The organism is Larkinella punicea (assembly GCF_003334855.1).
Lineage (GTDB): Bacteria > Bacteroidota > Bacteroidia > Cytophagales > Spirosomataceae > Larkinella > Larkinella punicea.
Genome location: NZ_QOWE01000001.1, coordinates 184,182 through 202,580, shown reverse-complemented (window position 1 = coordinate 202,580; position 18,399 = coordinate 184,182). Strand labels below are relative to the sequence as shown.

Annotated in this window: 15 protein-coding genes; 9 read left to right on the top strand and 6 right to left on the bottom strand. The window is 51.8% G+C overall.

The window, feature by feature from the left end; translation table 11 throughout:
- Nucleotides 1-9 precede the first annotated feature (9 nt).
- Nucleotides 10-2,406 carry an alpha-L-rhamnosidase-related protein gene (locus DUE52_RS00740; RefSeq protein ID WP_114404024.1) on the bottom strand — a complete coding sequence of 799 codons (2,397 nt, stop codon included), beginning with the start codon at nucleotides 2,404-2,406 and terminating at the stop codon, nucleotides 10-12.
- Between the two features lie 121 nt (nucleotides 2,407-2,527).
- Between DUE52_RS00740 and DUE52_RS00735 the strand changes: the two genes are divergently transcribed.
- From DUE52_RS00735 to DUE52_RS00705, 7 genes are all read left to right on the top strand, one after another.
- Nucleotides 2,528-2,872: a helix-turn-helix domain-containing protein gene (locus DUE52_RS00735; protein WP_114404023.1), complete on the top strand. Its 345-nt coding sequence runs from the start codon at nucleotides 2,528-2,530 to the stop codon at nucleotides 2,870-2,872.
- Between the two features lie 26 nt (nucleotides 2,873-2,898).
- Entirely contained in the window at nucleotides 2,899-4,062 is a 1,164-nt protein-coding gene (locus tag DUE52_RS00730; RefSeq protein WP_222930242.1) for a DNA-methyltransferase, read from the top strand.
- Between the two features lie 28 nt (nucleotides 4,063-4,090).
- Nucleotides 4,091-4,696: a hypothetical protein gene (locus DUE52_RS00725; RefSeq protein WP_133299734.1), complete on the top strand. Its 606-nt coding sequence runs from the start codon at nucleotides 4,091-4,093 to the stop codon at nucleotides 4,694-4,696.
- 7 nt (nucleotides 4,697-4,703) lie between these two features.
- Nucleotides 4,704-5,849: an AAA family ATPase gene (locus DUE52_RS00720; RefSeq protein ID WP_114404021.1), complete on the top strand. Its 1,146-nt coding sequence runs from the start codon at nucleotides 4,704-4,706 to the stop codon at nucleotides 5,847-5,849.
- Nucleotides 5,846-7,531, top strand: a complete 1,686-nt coding sequence (locus tag DUE52_RS00715; RefSeq protein ID WP_114404020.1) for an LlaJI family restriction endonuclease — start codon at nucleotides 5,846-5,848, stop codon at nucleotides 7,529-7,531. Before DUE52_RS00720 ends, DUE52_RS00715 begins: the two co-directional genes overlap by 4 nt.
- A gap of 87 nt (nucleotides 7,532-7,618) precedes the next feature.
- Nucleotides 7,619-9,583 carry a metallophosphoesterase gene (locus tag DUE52_RS00710; protein ID WP_114404019.1) on the top strand — a complete coding sequence of 655 codons (1,965 nt, stop codon included), beginning with the start codon at nucleotides 7,619-7,621 and terminating at the stop codon, nucleotides 9,581-9,583.
- Nucleotides 9,584-9,809: 226 nt separating this feature from the next.
- Complete coding sequence (locus DUE52_RS00705) at nucleotides 9,810-11,855, top strand: tetratricopeptide repeat-containing sensor histidine kinase (protein WP_114404018.1); 2,046 nt, start codon at nucleotides 9,810-9,812, stop codon at nucleotides 11,853-11,855.
- A gap of 23 nt (nucleotides 11,856-11,878) precedes the next feature.
- Here the strand turns inward: DUE52_RS00705 and DUE52_RS00700 are convergent, their stop codons facing one another.
- Nucleotides 11,879-12,907: a YpdA family putative bacillithiol disulfide reductase gene (locus tag DUE52_RS00700; protein WP_114404017.1), complete on the bottom strand. Its 1,029-nt coding sequence runs from the start codon at nucleotides 12,905-12,907 to the stop codon at nucleotides 11,879-11,881.
- Between the two features lie 261 nt (nucleotides 12,908-13,168).
- On the opposite strand from DUE52_RS00700, the gene kefF reads away from it, so the two are divergent.
- Nucleotides 13,169-13,759, top strand: a complete 591-nt coding sequence (gene kefF / locus DUE52_RS00695; protein WP_114404016.1) for a glutathione-regulated potassium-efflux system oxidoreductase KefF — start codon at nucleotides 13,169-13,171, stop codon at nucleotides 13,757-13,759.
- 6 nt (nucleotides 13,760-13,765) lie between these two features.
- Nucleotides 13,766-15,652 (top strand): monovalent cation:proton antiporter-2 (CPA2) family protein, encoded by a 1,887-nt coding sequence (locus DUE52_RS00690; RefSeq protein WP_114404015.1) that lies wholly within the window; start codon nucleotides 13,766-13,768, stop codon nucleotides 15,650-15,652.
- A 372-nt stretch (nucleotides 15,653-16,024) separates the two neighbouring features.
- Here the strand turns inward: DUE52_RS00690 and DUE52_RS00685 are convergent, their stop codons facing one another.
- The 4 genes from DUE52_RS00685 to DUE52_RS00665 all read right to left on the bottom strand — a co-directional run bounded on the left by DUE52_RS00685 (nucleotide 16,025) and on the right by DUE52_RS00665 (nucleotide 18,392).
- Complete coding sequence (locus DUE52_RS00685; RefSeq protein WP_114404014.1) at nucleotides 16,025-16,399, bottom strand: DoxX family protein; 375 nt, start codon at nucleotides 16,397-16,399, stop codon at nucleotides 16,025-16,027.
- Between the two features lie 190 nt (nucleotides 16,400-16,589).
- On the bottom strand, nucleotides 16,590-16,997 hold the full coding sequence (locus tag DUE52_RS00675) for an anti-sigma factor (protein ID WP_114404012.1): 408 nt from the start codon (nucleotides 16,995-16,997) through the stop codon (nucleotides 16,590-16,592).
- 4 nt (nucleotides 16,998-17,001) lie between these two features.
- On the bottom strand, nucleotides 17,002-17,592 hold the full coding sequence (locus DUE52_RS00670) for an RNA polymerase sigma factor (RefSeq protein ID WP_114404011.1): 591 nt from the start codon (nucleotides 17,590-17,592) through the stop codon (nucleotides 17,002-17,004).
- 38 nt (nucleotides 17,593-17,630) lie between these two features.
- Nucleotides 17,631-18,392 (bottom strand): caspase family protein, encoded by a 762-nt coding sequence (locus DUE52_RS00665; RefSeq protein WP_114404010.1) that lies wholly within the window; start codon nucleotides 18,390-18,392, stop codon nucleotides 17,631-17,633.
- Between the last annotated feature and the right edge of the window lie 7 nt (nucleotides 18,393-18,399).

Genomic DNA, 18,399 nt, shown 5'->3' with positions numbered 1-18,399 from the left:
TTTAAAAGGTTACAAACTAACCGTCTGCTGCCCTTCCTTCAAAACCACCGTTTTCCCTTTCCATTTCAACGTTCCGGTCAGGCCTTCGGGTAGGGTGACGGTGCCTTTCAAACCGCCGGTGGGTGTTTTATCGAACCGGACCGCAATTTCCCCCGCCGGATGCGGCATCGCGCCTTCCGCAAATTGTAGATTCCCCAGATACGGGGTGATGAGGACCGAACCAAAACCGGGCGATGCCGGATTGATGCCACAAACCGTCGACAGAAACTCGTAATTCGGGGCTGCACTCCAGGCGTGGCAGTCGGAGCGGGTGGGTTCGGGGTTTTCGGCAAACGTCGTCAGGCCCATTGCCAGCATGTCGTGCCACGGTTTCAGCATCGGCAGAAACTGATCGGCCATCCCGGTTTTTTTCAGGGCCTGAAACAGATAGAATTTGAAGTAAAACGTCGCCTGAATCAAGCTTGGGTCGGCCATGATCTTCTGCATCAGTACTTTTTGTTGCGCCACCGGCACGGCGTCGGTCAAAATCGCCCAGATGTTGGCGTGCTGGCTGAAGCCGGTTTTGTCGGGCGTGTCGGCCATTAGGCCCCGGCCCGCATCCCAGCAGCGGTCATACACATTTTTGGCCAGCCGGAGCCCAACCAGGCGGTAATGCTCGGCCTGCTGGTTTTTGCCGTAATGGTAAAACACCTGCGAAATCCGCTGCATCGTGTAGGCCTGTTGCAACGTCAGAATGGCCGAACCGCCTTTCCGCGCGCCCTTCGGCACCCCGCCCATGCCTTCTTCCGGCGCATCCCACTTCGCCCAGTCGACAAAATTCCACCATTCCAGCGGGCCATTCAGGCCGTTGGTTGCCAGCCGTTTTTCGTGCCAGTCCAGCACGCCCGTGATGCCTGGCAGCATGGATTCCACAAACGCATCGTCTTTGCGGTGCATCCAGTAATCGTACACCATCGTGACCCAATACAGCGAAAACGGCGGAATGACCTGAAAATCAGCACTCGGATAGCGGCTTTGCGTTAGCCCGTCGCTGAAACGGCTGTGGTCGTAATCCGAAATGGCTTTCCGCATCAGCCGGTCGTCGCCGGTTACATATAGCGAAATGAACGACTGAATGCGCGTATCGCCGGTGTACTGCAATTGTTCGTAATACGGGCAATCGTAATAGGTTTCACCGGCACAGAGCCGGGCCGTCCGCCAGCCGACGTTCCAGATGGGTTTCAGGCTTTCGTCGCTACTGGCAAACCGGGCTTTTTCCTGAAACGGGTAGCCCGTAAAGTGGCCCATCAAATCATGAACTTCCAGCGGGTCGCCTTTGGTTTCGATGGTGATTTGCAAATACCGGTAGGTCCGGAACAGCAGCGGCCGGAAAGTGCGCTTTTGCTTGCTGCCATCGCCCACAAACTGGTCTTCAAACCCGATCAACTGCTTGCCTTCCACCTGGTTGCGGTTGCCTTTTTGCCGTTTATCGTCCACCATTGCTTCGGCGTAGCCCAGCGTAATGACGGCATCTTTCCCCCGGCTGACGGTCAGTTCAGGAAAAGCGTTGGTCAAATGCCCCTGATCGCAGAGGATGACGGTTTTCGAGTTGCGGTGCACGGTAAACGCGTTTTTGCCCTGCAAAAAATCATCGTCCACATCGACGCCTTCCGACCGCCGAACCGTGGCCAGCCGTTGCGGAGTTTCTTCCATGAACGGGATGGTGCGTGCCACCAGATTCCAGTTGCCATCCGTCCCCAGACCCCGCGGTTTGGCGGGCCAGCCGATCGGTTTGGCGGGTGCCCAGGCGGCATCGTCAAACGCCGGTTCCTCCCAGCCCCAGGGATATTTGGCGGCTTCGACCCGGTCGCCCGCACCCATGACAATGTACGTCCGTAGTTTCGGAATGTCGTTGATCACCGGCGAATAGGCCGGATTCTGGAAGATTTTCCAGGTGTTGTTGGTATTGACCACCTGTTCGGCGTCGCCATCGCCCTGCACGATAAACCCAAACTGGTAGTGCATCTGGGCAAACGGGGCGTATTCGGCCATGTACGTCACCACGGCGGCCAGGGTGTTTTTGCCGGTACTCAGATACGGGGCGATGTCGACGGTTTCGTAATTCCAGTTTTGCAGATCGCTGCGGGCGGGGCCGGAAATCACAGCTTTGCCATTGACAAACAGCCGGTAGCGGTTATCGCCGGAGACATTGATGACGAAGCGGGCCGGTTTTTGGGCCAGATCAAAACTCTTGCGGAAGTGATACACACCATAGGCCCGGATGGGAGCCGTTGGGTGTCCAATCCACTGGGCTTTCCAGAAGTCCGTTTGCCAGCGGGGGGAGGGCTTGGCCAGTTGGGGCGCGGGGGGTTGGGCGAAGATAGGGTTGGCAACCAGGAGCAGGCCAAAAAGCAACAATCGAATCATAGACCGGAGTTGAGAAGGATTCTTTTTACAAAAATGGCATTATTTACACTATTTTGATAGCAGGTCTTGCATCGATTTGAATAATTGACATTATTTGTCCAAAATTCATTATCCAAACCGTATGGATAAGACAGTGAACAGCCGCCGAACGCTCGGAGAGTGGATGCGGCAATGCCGGGAAGCCCGGCAGTTACCCTTGCGCAAAGTAGCCGCCCATCTGGATGTGGACACGAGCATTGTCGCCAAGATGGAGAAAGGGCAGCGCCACCCCAACCGAATACACCTGCAACGCCTGGCCGAGTTGTTTGACGAGCCATTTGACGACGTTCTGGTCTTGTACCTCTCGGACCGGGTGGCCTACGAACTGGCTTCCGAACGCTGCTCGGACGACGTGCTGCGCGTGGCGGAAGAAAAAATTAAGTACCTGCGGAGTAAGAATGTGAAGCAGGGGGAGTTGGAGTTTTAAGAGTATCAATTACAAGACCTATTTTAATGATGAATGGTGAAAACGTTTTTGGTCAAACCCAATTATTTGATGTTCTGAAAAAGAATGTCAATCCTGTCCAGCTTAATTATAGACAAGCCGAAAATCAGGGCGAAACGCCCGGTGATATACCACCGCCGAACGCGGATATTCTTCCTTTTAAAAAGCTTTTTCAAGGTGATGCTCGTAACGTATCATTAGTAATTGAAACGAATTCGGTTGATTTAATTATTACCTCTCCCCCGTACTGGAAAAAGCGTGATTATGGAATTGCAGGTCAGATTGGCCAAGAAAATACTCCGCAAGAGTATGTAAATGCCATGATTGAAGCCATGAAGGATTGGAAAAAGGTATTACGTAATACCGGCTCAATCTTTATTAATGTGGGCGATACCTATTACAACAATGGATTAATTGGAATTCCCGGCCGTTTGGAAGCAGCCGCAATCGATGACGGATGGATGGTTCGAAACCGGATCATTTGGGCAAAAAATAGTGGTATGCCAGATCCAGTTAAAAACCGCTTAGTTTCCCGGCACGAATACATTATACACTTCGTAAAAAAGAGAAACTACTATTACGATTTATTTGGCTATGCGCAAAAGTATGGAAATGGAACAAATCCAGGCGATATATGGAACGTTGGTTTAACGCGCGATACAGGACGCCATTTAGCACCTTTTCCTGAAGAGTTAGTTGAGCGGGCAATCACACTGGCATGTCCCTATTCTGTTTGTACTGTATGTGGTCAACCTATTGAGCGTATTGTAAGTAAAACGGCGGATTTAGATGAATCCCGCCCTCAAGCTCGTCGGGCAATGGAAATAGCCCGTGAGTACAACCTAAGTCCTCAACACATTAGAGCAATTCAGGCGACGGGTATTTCGGATGCCGGTAAAGCACAAGTTTACCAAACCGGAACGGGCAAAAACTCAGAAGAAGTAAAGCGTTTGGCTGCCGAAGCTAAAGAAATTCTCGGAGGCTACTTTCGTGAGTTTACATTTGCGAAACGAATAACAACTGGTTGGCAGGAATGCAAATGTGGAGGGCCTACCGTGCCAGGCGTTATTCTGGACCCATTCATGGGTACTGGTACGTCTATTGACGTTGCTGTAAGGCTAAACCGCTCTGGTTATGGGATTGACCTACATAAGCCTGGTACATTTGATTAATTTATGGCTGTTTAGCTGCTGAGAAATAATGTATATTCTATCCACAGAAGTTGTCGCAGATTCATTGCAAACACTACGTAGTCTTGGTGCACACAGAAACTTGACAATGTATTTATGCGTTAAAAGATTCGCTACAATTCAACATTCAAACGAAAATTTAAAAATACATTTTCGGGAGTTTTTTGATCGGTATTTAACGGTCAGAAATGCCCCGGCAGATAAGCCTTACATTATTCCTTTTGAATCGTCAAGTACAAGAATTTGGCTTAATAACAACTTGGCAGGTTCATTTGCACCAAGCTCAATTAGACCTGATAATCCTGTCAATACTGTTATTGGTGTAAATGGAGTAGGCTCAAAAGCTACTTACAGTTTAAAAGAAAAGCATTGGCAGACTGCTAAAAAGAACTTGTTGAATGGGAAGAAGATACCAGTCTTTGCATTGGCATCATTTTTATACAGGGATTTCGGTTTCTTGGCTGTAGATATGAATCCACCCAAACTTATATACATTTTCCAATCTGAGTTTGGTTATCTAGAGGAAGGGGGACCGTCAAAAGAATTTGAAGAACTGTATGATAGTGAAATTAATTACTTAACCGGTACGGTTTTTGGCGAACACCACGATTTGTAAATAAGAGATGTCAGAATCAATAGAAAATTTGCTCAGTGCAAGCAGAGTTCGATTTCTTTCTGCTGCCGATCTGAAGATCGGAGACTCAAGTGAAGGAGATAAGTTAGTTCGACCGTCTGTTCCTGTTTCCCTCACCTCATCTCTGAACAATTTCCCCCAGGACCCTTCCGAACGAAACCGCTTATTTTTTGGTAGTCCCGGTAGCGGTAAATCCAGAACCGTGCGCCAACTGACCAACGGACATCGCACCTTCACCACGACATTCCATCCGGACTACGACTACCATGACTTTGTCGGGGCTTACAAGCCGGCTGAGAGCGAGGATGAGATCGGAAAAATTACGTATCGTTTTGAGCCAAACGTCCTCGTTACTGCTTACGTTGCAGCCTGGAAAAATCCGTCCCGCAAACATTTTGTGGTGATTGAAGAAATTAACCGGGGGAACTGCGCTCAGATTTTTGGTGATCTTTTTCTGCTGCTCGACCGCGATGATCGGCACTATTCTGATTATTTTCTGACCATCGGTAGTGATTTGTCCCGGTATTTGAAACAGGTATTTTCTGGCTCGGATTACGAAGAAAGAATAAAAGAGTTCTATGCGGCAAAGCAAAACATGACATGCGAAGACGGTTTTGCCATCATGGCCTTCCCTCCCAATCTCTACCTCTATGCCACCATGAACACCTCTGACCAGTCGCTGTTTCCGATGGATAGCGCGTTCAAACGGCGGTGGGATTGGGAATATATACCGATTGATTATGCAGACGCTGACCAATTCACCATCGTTTTGAGTGACGATTTTCAATACCGGTGGGGAAGATTTATCGAGGTAATCAATCAGCGGATTTTGCACTTGACCGGGAGCGAAGACAAGCAATTAGGAAACCGGTTTGTCAATCCGGCTGACAAAATTATCCGGCTGGCGATGTTTAAATCGAAGGTCTTGTTTTACCTCTGGTCGGAAATTTACAAAAATGAGCCTGATAAAGAGACCAATATTTTTGTTTATCAACCTGCCGATAAGCCAGATGTTGAGCTGTTTACGTTTTCTCAACTTTACCAAAAGTTGCCTGATGGAACAGCTTTGGACCTCGAAATTCTTCCCTCATTTTTGCGACAACTTGGCTTGGAACCGATCTCATCCCCCCAATGACCATCCTTGTCGAAGCCTACGCCTATCAACCCACCGACCTGGACGGATTGATTGATTCGCTTGACAGGACCCCCGCGCCGGGTGGCCGGGTTAAACTCAATTATGTGGGGTATTTGGCTGAAGCGGGGCAGAAAAAATCGGTCATCATCCTGCCCAAAGTGTTTCTAAACGCCAGCCGGACGCTGTTGGGTGGTTACTCACCCGAACAACTCCTGACTTTGCACGAACCGGAGTCGGCGGTGTATAAAACCCTCAAAACTGAGGGGAAACTCGACTTCCTGTTCCGGTTTTCGGTCTGGCTCTACCGCGCCATCCGGCAGTTCCGCCAGCGGCATCCCGAATCCGATCTGCCCGAACGGGCGGCCTTGCTCGATGTCTCGGACGCGGGGGATACGGCCCTGTCAGAACTCGAACTGGTGATGGCGTTGGTGCGATTTCACCGCGACAACAACAGCCTGCTAACCTACATCAAACGGTTCAATACCGCCCAGCGGCATACCGTTAGCTGGAGCCGGACGGTGTCGCGGCAACAGCCCATCCTGCAAAACGGGCGACCCGTGTATACCGAACCGGTGGTGAAGCAAAAGCACGTCCAGTATGATGAAGAATTGCTGGTGCTGTACCTGAGTACGCTGGATCATCTGCAACAGCAATACGGTTTTCGGCTGGAGTTGAATCCGTTGTACGAGCGATTGTCGGCTCGGGCGTTTGCGCAGTTTCAGAAGCGGGCTACCCGCCGGTTGAAGGAAATTCGGAGCCGGTATTTTTCGGACAAACTCGTGCGGGTCTGGACGCTGCTTTACCAGTATTACGACCGGCAGGAGCGGCTACGCTCAGGAAAACCCTTCCGCGAGTTGCTGCTGGTGCGGGATTTCAACATCGTGTTTGAGGACATGATCGACTACCTGCTTTCTGACCCAAAAGAAAAACTGCCGACTAAGCTGAAAGACCAGCCCGACGGCAAACGGGTCGATCACATTTACGCCTACCGGGATTTGATTCGGCCCGATGTTGATCAGATTTACCACATTGGCGACAGTAAGTATTATAAAGCCGAGAATGAGGTGGGCGACGCATCGGTTTTTAAGCAATTTACGTATGCCCGAAATGTTATTCAGCACAATATCGACCTGTTGAATCGGGGATTGGTACTCGACCCGTTACGATACCGGGATGACCTGACCGAAGGCTATAATCCAACGCCCAATTTCTTCATCAGCGCGTTGGTGGAAGACCTGGATTTTTCCCGCGATGGGCTGGTGTTTCGGAAAGACTACGACCACAACCGCCATTTTGAAAACCGCTTGTTCGACCGCGATACGTTGTTGTTGCAGGCCTACAACATCAACTTTTTGTATGTATTGAATGCCTACGTGGCAGGCAACAAAGCCGGACGCGAAGGTTTCCGTAAAACCGCCCGCAGTCAATTCCGCGAACGGATGGTTGGTTACCTGAACGAGCATTACGATTTCTTTACGCTTACGCCCAAATCGAGTACACTGGAAGCGTTTGTTTCCCGCCATTTTCGCCAACTCATTGGTCGGCTATATCGTCCCTCCGGCGAAGCTTTTCAGCATACTGTTCTGTTGGCGGTTTCAAAAAAAGCAAGTTTACATTGGAATACGCAGGAACGGCCCGCACTTGAGCAAGATGTCCGTATCGAAGATTGGTTCCTCCAGTGATCATTTCCTCTCTATTCGCCCCGCTGATCCCCATAATACCCAATTTCTTAACACCGCCGTAACCCGATAAATCCCTATTTTTAACGAATGAAACAACCTCTTCGTAAACCGTTCGGATTGGCCCTGCTGGCCTTTTCGCTCCTTCCTATTTTTGCTGCTCTGGCGCAACCCGCTCCGAAAACCGTTCTGGGCGACTGGTGGTTCTGGCCCGATTATACGCTGGAACGAAACGCCCGGAATTATCCCGGCCCCCGAAAAGAATCCCCAACAACGCCGGTGGTGGCGGCTGTGGTCGAAACCCCTGCCCTCACGTTTTTCGGAGAATCCCCGACGGAGCGCATCACCAACCTGCTGCCTGGCGTTGCCCTGTCCGGGAAGGCGTTTGCTGTTGAACTCTGGCTGCTCAATCACGTCAACGAGCCCGTTGGCGCACTGGTGACGCTTCGGCGTCGGCAACGGCCCGATCAGGGAAGTTGGCTGCTCGGTTGCTACGGACAGACGATGCTGTTTTCGCTGAAACCCGATGAACTGTCGCAACTCCCGATCGGCAAAAAACAGCCCAAAGGCGGGCAGGAACTGACAACCAAGGCATCCATCCTGCGAACTGTGCAGGAAAGAGGCTGGAAAAAACGCTGGAGCCACCTGGTTGGCAGCTACGACGGAACCGGTTTGCAACTCTACCTGAACGGCAAAAAAATCGGCGAAATTTCCCAGGCTTCCCTGACTGCTTCCGGAACCGACTCACTGCAACTCGAAATGGCGGCTTACCTGCGTCACGAACCGTATATGCAGTGGGGTGATCTCGTCAAAAATGTACGAATTCACAATGCGGCCCTGACGGAACAAGCCATCGCCGGCCGGTTTGCTGAACTGCAACAACTGGTTGAAGACGGGCGGTTGTACCCGGATCTGTTTCATTTCAACGCCGGGCCGTATCTGAATGGCGTTCAGCAGGAAAGCATTCGGCTGGTTTGGGAAACGGATCGACCGGCGTCGGCGGTAATTCGCTACGGCGACCGGCAGCCTTTGACCCATACCGTAACGGTTCCGCTGAGCGAGGGCAAAACCCACAACGAAGGAAAAGTACACAGTTACATTCAGGAGGTTATGCTGAAAGACCTGAAACCCGGAACGCCCTATTTCTACGAGATCGAAGCGAAATCGAAAACCGGCGAAACCATTTCGTCGGGCATCCTGACCTTCAGCACGGCTGTGAAGGAAGGCGAGGCTTTTACGTTTGGGGTGATCGGCGATACGGAAGCGCGACCGCACGTCAACAACCGCGTTGCGGGTCTGTTGTGGGATGAACGACCCAACTTTGTGCTGCACGTGGGCGACCTGACCGACGGGGGCGAGCAACCGTATAAATTTGAATGGAACTACGAGTTTTTTACCGGCAACCGACAGCTTTCGGGCCGCGTTCCATTTTTTCCGGTTCCGGGCAACGGCGAAGGCGATTTGTACTGGTATAAGCAATACCACGCGCTGCCCGAACCGAAAGCGTACTACAGTTTCCGGTATGGCGACGCGGAGTTTTTTATGCTCAACAGCAACGAAGAGAAAGAATTTGCGCCGGGTGGCAAACAATATGTGTGGCTGGAAGAGCAACTGAAAAAATCGACCGCCCGCTGGAAATTTGTGGCCCACCACCACGCGCCCTATTCACCGGATGAAGACGATTATGGCAATGCCTGGACGCGATCCACCGACATGGGCGATGTTCAAATCCGGAAAATCATTCCGTTATACGAAAAGTACGGCGTCGATCTGGTGTTCTACGGCCATTTGCACACCTACCACCGGACGCTGCCGCTGCGGGAAGGGAAAGTAAACCGCAAAAAGGGCATTACCTACATTCAGGTCGGTGGAGCGGGCGGCAATCTGGAGGACTTTGCACCCACCCGGCCCTGGTTTACGGCCAAAGCGTTCCGGGGCTACCATTACGGCACCCTAACGCTGGCCGACGGTCACCTGAATTTCAAAGTCTACGATACGGAAGGACGTTTGAAAGATTACCTCGATCTGGAAAAAGCCGAGCCGGAAAAACCGTAGGCGACTCATCAGGATTACGGTTTAAAATATCTATAAAGGTCGATTATTTCATTAATATACCGAAGTTTTTTTTGGCAGAATACTCGGGTAAACAGACATAGAATTTGTTTGTTTACCCGAGTAATTGGTATCTCGTTTTATTGTAATCAGAAAAAAATCTATTTTAATTACCAAAAAAATATGAGTAGTTTGATAGCGATTAGCGTGCTCAACGTGTATAGAAAGTATGATAAAAACATATACTCTTTTTATTGTAGTTATTTTAGGATTAGCGATAGCCTGCGAAAAATCTCCCAACCACCACTCTGACCACATTGCCTGGGCCGACAGCACGGCCGAACGCGCTACCAACCTCATGGACGGGAGAAATCCGGCTTTATCCCTGCGCTATGTGGACTCGGCTTATCATGCCCTGCCCAACGCCGGTATTGGCGATTTGTGGAAAAAATACAAGGTAAAAGCGACCTACTATACCTATTACAAACAAGATTTTGTAAACAGGAGGCTGTATATCGACAGCATGTTTACCATCCTGAAAAGCAAGGAAACGACCTACCCGTATGAATATGCCCACACCCTGTATACGATGGCTAATCTCTTGCAGGAAGAGAAAAAGTATAACCACGCTTTTAAAGTGTATTACGATGGGCGCAACTTTTCGAAAGGAAGTCTGGACAATTGTAGCCTGAGTGATTTCAGTAATGCCCTGGGAATTATCCGCTACAGACAGGAACAATATCAGCAGGCTATTCCGTATTTTAAACAGGCTTACCGGGAGGTAAGCTCGTGTTCTAATCCGGCTTTTCAATACAGTTTTATTCAACCCCAGAGCGCGCTCAATTCGATTGCGCTGTGTTTTGAAAAAACCGGCAGGTCCGATTCGGCTATCTTCTATTACAACCGCGCCCTGGCATTTATCAAAGCGAGTTTCAAACAGCATCCGCACAAACAGGATTTCATCACCACCGCCCGCGCCGTGGTTGAGGGGAATTTAGGGGGCGCGTATGGCCGATTGAACCGGTTTGAGGAAGCCGAAAAGCATTTGCAGACGAACATCCGGCTCAATGACCGGCCCGGCTTTTCGATTGAAGATGCCCAGACGGGCAAAACCAAGTTGGTCAAATTATACATCGGCCACAATCACCTGCCCAAAGCCAAATCGTTGCTCGACGAACTGGAGTCGGATCTGGTATCGGGTCGCGGAAAGAGCAGTTCGCACGGGGAAATCTGGGAAAGCTGGTACCAGTTAAAATGGCAGTATTACGACAAGGTGGGCGATTTGGCCGGGGCCTACCGGTTTTCAAAGAAATACCATGCCTACCGGGATTCGCTGGATCACCTGAACAACGGATTGAAGAATGTTGACATCGATCAGGTATTGCGGGAGCACGACCAGAAATACCGGCTTTCGTTGCTGGAGAAAAGCAGTGAATTGCAGAATACGTATGTGATTGGATTGTCGGTTTTTCTGGGAATGGCCCTGTGTCTGGCGTTCGTCATCTGGCTTTCCTACCACCGCTCCCGGACCAATGTGAAAAACCTGACGGAACTCAACAGCCAGATGCAGCAGGCGCTTTCGGCCCTGGAGAACAGCCAGCGGGAAAATGCCCGGCTGATGAAAATTGTGGCCCACGACCTGCGCAACCCCATCGGCGCCATGTCGTCAATGGCCGAGCTGATGCTGGACGATGACAACCGGGCCGAAGAGGATCGGGGGTTTCTGAAGCTGATCAAAGACTCCGGCACCAACTCTCTGGAACTGGTCAACAACCTGCTGCACATGAGCGGCACGTCGGAGAAACACTTCGCCAAAGAAGAGGTGAACCTGGCCGATCTGGTTCAGCATTGTGCCGATATGCTGTCCCTGCGGGCTGCCGATAAGCAGCAGCACATCCGGTTGAATCTCCAGCCCGCCGTGCTCTGGCTCAACTATGAAAAGATGTGGCGGGTGGTTAGTAATTTGATTTCCAACGCGATCAAGTTTAGTCCGGAAGGCTCGGTGATCGAAATAGCGATTGAAAAAAACCGGGAATCTGTTCACCTCATCGTCAAGGACGAGGGAATTGGGATACCACCGGAGGTGGGGAGCAAAATTTTCGATGTCTTTACCGAATCAAAACGGAAAGGAACGTCCGGCGAAGAGTCGTTCGGACTGGGTCTTTCCATCACCAAACAGATTGTTGAAGCCCACGCGGGAAAAATCACCTTTGAAAGTTTCCCGAATCAGGGCACTACGTTTAAAATTGTGCTTCCTGAGGCTGGATTTGAGTAAGGGGTTTTCGAAGAACCCCCTCCTCAAATCCGCTCAATTAACTCCGCTACTTTCCGCACCGGCTTGCCCGTGATGTGGTCGATGATCGCTTTGGCGTGGTCGCGGCCGTTTTCGATAAACACTTTTTCGGTGTAAATCCCGGCCATCACCGTACCGCAAACGTACAGACCCGGCACGTTGGTTTCGAACGTTTCCTTGTCGTAGGTCGGCACCTGGGTTTCGGGGTTCAGCGAAACGCCACATTCTTTCAGCAGATCGGCATCGGGAATGTAGCCCGTCAGCATGAGTACAAAATCGGCGGGCAATTCGCTTTCTTCACCGGTTTCCACCTGGGTCAGGCACACTTTTCCGGGTTCGATGCGGGTGACACAGGTGCTAAACCGGGTGTGGATTTTCCCTTCCTTGACCCGGTTTTTAACATCCGGCACCAGCCAGTATTTAACGGTTTTTCGAAAATCATCGGCCCGGTGTACAATCGTTACGTGGGCATCGGCCCGATACAGCTCCAGAGCCGCTTCCACCGCCGAGTTCGACGCGCCGATGATGACCACATTGGTGTAGGAATACAGAAAGGGTTCGTCGTAATAGTGGCTGACGTGCGGCAGATCCTCGCCCGGAATCGCCAGCGTGCGCGGTTTGTCGAAATAACCCGTCGCCAGAATGATTTTGTGGGCCTGGTAGGTGCGGTCGTTGGTCGTGAAAACCGTAAACAGGTCTACCGATTCTTTTCCTTCTTCCTGGGGCGGTTGATACCGGGTGATGTGCTTGACTTCGGTGAACAGCTTGAAATTCAGCTTGAAATAACCGGCCACCTTTCGGTAATACTGCAAGGCTTCGGTGCGGTTGGCTTTTACGCCCGCAATCGGAAACGGAATGCCGCCGATCTCGATGTTTTCGGCCGTCGAGAAAAACCGCATCATTTTCGGATACCGGCGGATGGATTCGGTCAGGCTGCCTTTTTCCAGAATCAGATGGCTCAGTCCGGCTTTGGAAGCTTCGATAGCGGCCGCCAGACCGCAAGGCCCTCCGCCAATGATAATCACGTCGTACATATAGCGTTGCCCGTTGAGCAAGTTGGGATCAGATGGACAAATAAAGAATACCAAAATTAGCCAAAGAAGTTCTGATTCGCGGGATATTTCCCCGAAATAGCCTGGATTCCGTTGACTGAAGCTGTATTCAAACAGTCGCCCGCGCTCCTCATCGGTTTTTATTTCTTTAGATTTGGCTTAAATTTGAGTAGACAGCCCTCCTGTGCCGGACCGGCAAACCGGTCGCGCGGTTGGTCTGAATCCATCTTTTTTCCGAATCGCATGTCGTCCGTACTGATCCTTTTTGCGCATCCCGCTTTAGAAAAATCCCGAACCAACCGGCTTTTGCTGGAAGCCTGCCGGTCGGTGGAGGGCGTCACCGTCAATGACCTTTACGAAGAATACCCGGATTTTGACATCGACGTGGACCGGGAGCAGCAGTTGTTACTGGATCACGATTACATCCTCCTGCATCATCCGTTTTACTGGTACAGTTCCCCCGCCATCGTGAAACAATGGGAAGACCTGGTGCTCGAACACGGCTGGGCGTATGGGCGGGAAGGCAAGGCGCTGGTGGGTAAAAAAATACTGAACGTTCTGACCACCGGCGGGCGCCACGAAGCCTACGAAGAAGGCGGCTATAACCGCTTCACCATGCAGCAATTTCTGGCTCCATTCGATCAAACGGCGTATTTGTGCAAGATGATTTACCTGCCGCCCTTCGTGGTCCACGGCACCCACCGGCTTTCCGAACCCGAAATGCGCCGGTATGCGAGTCAGTACAAAAGCCTGTTGACGATGCTGACCACCGACCAGATTGACCTCGAAGACGCCAAAACGCGTCGGTATTTGAATGAATTACTCGTCGATTAAAACCTTATGAATCAATCCGTACTTATTCAGGCCATCGTTTATCTGGCTTCGGGTGTTTTTTTTGTCCCAATTGCCAAACGGCTTGGGCTGGGCTCGGTGTTGGGCTACCTGATCGCCGGGGTCATGATCGGCCCCGCTGTGTTGGGGCTGGTGGGCGAAGAGGGCCACGACATCATGCACTTCGCCGAGTTCGGCGTCATCATCATGCTGTTTCTGGTGGGGCTGGAACTTGAGCCGGAGCGGCTTTGGAAACTGCGCATGCCGGTTTTGGGCCTGGGCGGTTTGCAGGTGCTGCTGACGGCACTGCTGACGAGCGGACTGGCCCTGACGACCGGTTTGCCGTGGCAGCCGTCGCTGGCGCTGGGCATGATTCTGGCCATGTCGTCCACCGCCATCGTGCTGCAAACGCTGAACGAAAAAGGGCTGATGCAAACGGCCGCCGGGCAAAATACCTTTGCGGTTTTGCTGTTTCAGGACATCGCCGTGATTCCCATTCTGGCCATCATGCCGCTGCTGGCCACCTATCCACTCCCGATCAGTGCCAATGAGCACGAGCATGTTGCGTTCATCGACGGTCTGCCGGGCTGGTTGCGTCCCATCGTGGTCGTGAGCGCGGTGGTGGGGCTGGTGCTGATGGGGCGCTACGTCATGCAGCCGGTTTTTCGCATCATCGCCCGAACCGGTATGCGGGAAGTTTTCATCGCTACGGCCTTGCTGATGGTAGCGGGTATTTCGGTTTTGATGGAAATGGTGGGGCTCAGCCCGGCCCTGGGCGCTTTTGTGGCGGGGGTGGTGCTGGCCAACAGCGAGTATAAACACGAGCTGGAAAGTGACATCGATCCGTTCAAGGGACTGTTGTTGGGATTGTTTTTTATCTCCGTCGGGGCCGCCATCAATTTTGAACTGATTGCCGAAAATCCGTTGCTGGTGGTCGGCATCGTGCTGGCGGTTATGGTTGCCAAAGCGCTGGTTCTGGCGGTTTTGGGGAAGGTTTTTCGATTAAAAACCGATCAGAATCTGCTGTTTTCGCTGGGACTTTGTCAGGTGGGCGAATTTGCCTTCGTGCTGTTTTCCTTTGCGTCGCAAAACGGAATTCTGGCGAAGGAAACGGTGGATCTGATGACGGCGGTGGTGGCCATCAGCATGGGGCTGACTCCGCTGGTTTTTCTGGCCAACGAAAAGCTCCTGTTGCCGCGACTGGGTACGAAGGAAGTGGTTGAGAAAGAGCAGGATACGATTGACGAAAAGAACGCGGTGATTGTCGCGGGTTTCGGGCGGTACGGCAACATCGTCGGGCGGTTTTTACGGGCCAACAACATCGGAACCACGGTTCTGGATTTTGATTCGGACCGGGTCGATACGTTGCGGAAACTGGGTATGAAAGTCTATTACGGTGATGCGTCCCGCTATGACCTGCTGAAATCGGCCGGGGCGGAGGATGCCAAACTGATGGTCATTGCCCTGGATTCGGCGGAAAAATCGTTGGAACTGGTCGAAACCGTTAAGAAACACTTTCCCCATTTGAAAGTTCTGGTGCGGGCCGCCGACCGGGAAGATACCTACGATCTAATGGATGCGGGGTTGACGCACATCTACCGCGAAACCGTCGACAGTTCACTCCGGATGGGCGTCGATGCCATGACCTTGCTTGGGTTTCGGGCCTACCAGTCGCAGCGGGCGGCCCGGTTATTTCTGAAACACGACGAAAAAGCCCTGGCGGGGCTGGCTGCCGTCCGGCACGACCGGAAGCAGTATTTCAGCAGTGCCAGACAGCGTATTCGGGAGCTTGAAGACCTGCTCAGTTCCGACGAAAAAGACCGCTGGCTGAAAGATATTGAAGACGGCTGGGACCCGGAATCCCTGCGGAACGAGTTTAAACAGCAGAATCTTTAAAGTGTAAATTTATCCCGATTCTAAATCAGAAACAGTCTGGCTTTTCGGCTGGTTATCAGGTTGTAGGACTTGTATCTGATAATTCTGTTACACTTTCGCTTTCTGCCCCGTTCCCCTTTAGGGGACTTTTAGCATCCGGATATAAGCTACGTCCAAGTCCCCTAAAGGGCAGGGCTGTTAAGTTCTGGAAATTAGGATCGTTGAAGTTAGCAATATCGATCCGCTTTTCGCCCCCAACCCCCTAAAGGGGGCTAAAACATCCGGATTTCGAAGCCCCCTTTAGGGGGTTGGGGGCGAAAAGCGGAAGAACTTAACAGCCCTGCCCTTTAGGGGAACGGGGCAGAAAGCGAAAGTCCTAAGGTTGAAAACTCCTCAAATTCCTTCCTGGATGGCGGTTGGAAAGAAGACGGTTTTGTCACGCAGGAAAGCGGCTATCCAGACCAGCACCATAACCATAACGGCCCCGGCGAGTGGCCCACCGTGGGATAGCTCCGTGGCCATTGCCCCGGCAAAATAACAACACAACAGCACGAAGCCCAACTTCATGGTTTTGGGATACAGAAACAGGCCGGCAAAGGCAATTTCCATGATGCCCAGCACCGGAATGTAGGGGCCTACGCCCGCGTTCGTCATGGACTTTACGATTTCGGTGTTCCCCATCAGTTTCATAACACCGCTGAGAATGACCATGCCACTGGCGATAACCGTAAACAGGATGGTGATAATTCGTTTCGTTTTTGCATTCATGATCTTCCTTTGGTTAAATGCGAACGTCTTCCAGAATGATCCGAAAGGCGTCGTTTGTTCGGCTGTAAAAGTACGGAGGATCACTATGCAAAAGATAGCACTATCCCAAAGGATACCGGTATCCTTTGGGATAGTAGACAATGGAGATGAAAAAGTAAGAACACCAGACCGTTCCGTTTAGGGGTGGACTTTACGGGTTGGAATCGTCAAAATGGGCATCGGGGGCATCCGGTTCGGTCGGGCCGTCCCAGCCACCGGGTTTGTCATCCCATTCCGGCTCGTCATGAACCGCCACTTCGATGGGAGACGTGGTTTCATCCGGCTCGGGCATTACAAAAACCTCCGGTTCGTCGGTTTCCACCCAAAACGCATCCAGTTGCAGCAGGCCCTGCTCCTCCAGTTGCTCGTGCATATCCTGAAAATACGCCACTGCCACCGGAACCTGCAAGCCTTCCCAGACCACCCGATGTTCTTCAAAGGCTTGTTTCAGGTCACTATCGCGGGCCAGATCCTCCTCCATCTGACGGTTTTCGTCGGGGGAGAGATTGCCGTCCAGATACGCTTCCACGCGGTCGAATTCTGCTTCCGTTAATGTCATGAGGTCAGTAGTTTAATTGGCTTTTCCCCCAAAAGAGCTTCTTCAACTGCTCGGTACATTCATACCGTTTGGTGCGGGCCGTTTGGGGCGTATAGTTCATCAGCCGGGCAATTTCGACCAGCGGTTTTCCCTGAATGTAAAACAGGTCGATCACCCGCTGGCAATTGGCACCCATCCGTTCGAGCAACCGGTTTACTTTGTTGACATTTTCCGAAAACGTCATCAGTTCGTCCGACAAATTCTCTTCCTGCTGGTCCACATACACTTCCAGCGTTTGCGTCCGGCGGTGCCGGGCGCTTTGCAACTCATTGATCCATTTGCGCTTGCAAAATTCAAAAAGGACGCTTTTCAGCCGGGCCGACGGCGACAACTGATAACGCCCGGATTTGACGGCGACGTAGAATTCGGCGATTCCCTGTTGAAAGGCATCCTGCGCGTGTTCCATCGTTCCCTGGTTGGTTTGCACATAATGGGCGAACGAGCGAAACGTCTGCGCATACAGACAGGCGTAGGCCCGGTCGTCGTTGTTCTTTAAACCGGCATATAGCAGTTCGTCGGTCGAAAACGCACTGCACGGATTGGAAGGCAAAATCATACGACTGAATAATGGATTGGGTGTTACATTACAGGTTGTCAGCTTGTTAACAAACTCGTAACGGGGGTTGCATTCGAGAATTTGCCGTAGATAATCGGAATCTGCCGGTTATGCGTAAACGCCCGAACCCGGTTATAGACGTACTGAAAATGTTCGTCGATGGTCACGATCTTGTCGCGGTTCTGATCAGCTTCTCCCTGCGCACCTTTCACCAGATAATAGGTGAACGCACCGTGCTTGAGGTACCCATATTCCCCCGATTTCTGGCTGGATCGCGAAGAGGCCATGACCATGATATTGAGCGAAGGCTCCCTGAGCGGGCGGTACGTTTTGCGGGACACCGGACGAACGTGTGCAGATTGCCGGAGGCTTCCCGAATGGCAGGCGTCGGCCCAGACCATCTTGGTTGTGGCCGCTGATTTCCGAAAAGCCGCCTTCAGTTCTTCGTGCCGTAATTCCATGCCGTCGGCGGTGAAAAACGTGCCTTCGAAGCCATGACCGGAAAAGAAAAAAATAATCCGGTCGTCGCGCTGGGCCGACTGAAAAAGCCGGAGCGCCCGGAGGCTGTTGGCGTGGGTGGCCTGGCCGTTCACCAGCGTGATGATGTGGTTGGGGGGGACACTGCCACCCCGGGGGCTTTGCAGAAACCGGGTGATCAACCGGGCATCGGCATCGGCGTATTTCAGGTCGTTGACCGTTCCCACATAGTCGGCCACACCCACCACAACCGCGTACGTTTGCCGGGCGAATCCGCTGGTGATCGTTGCCAGCATCAAAGCACTGATGAGAAATCCTTTCATGCCTGGA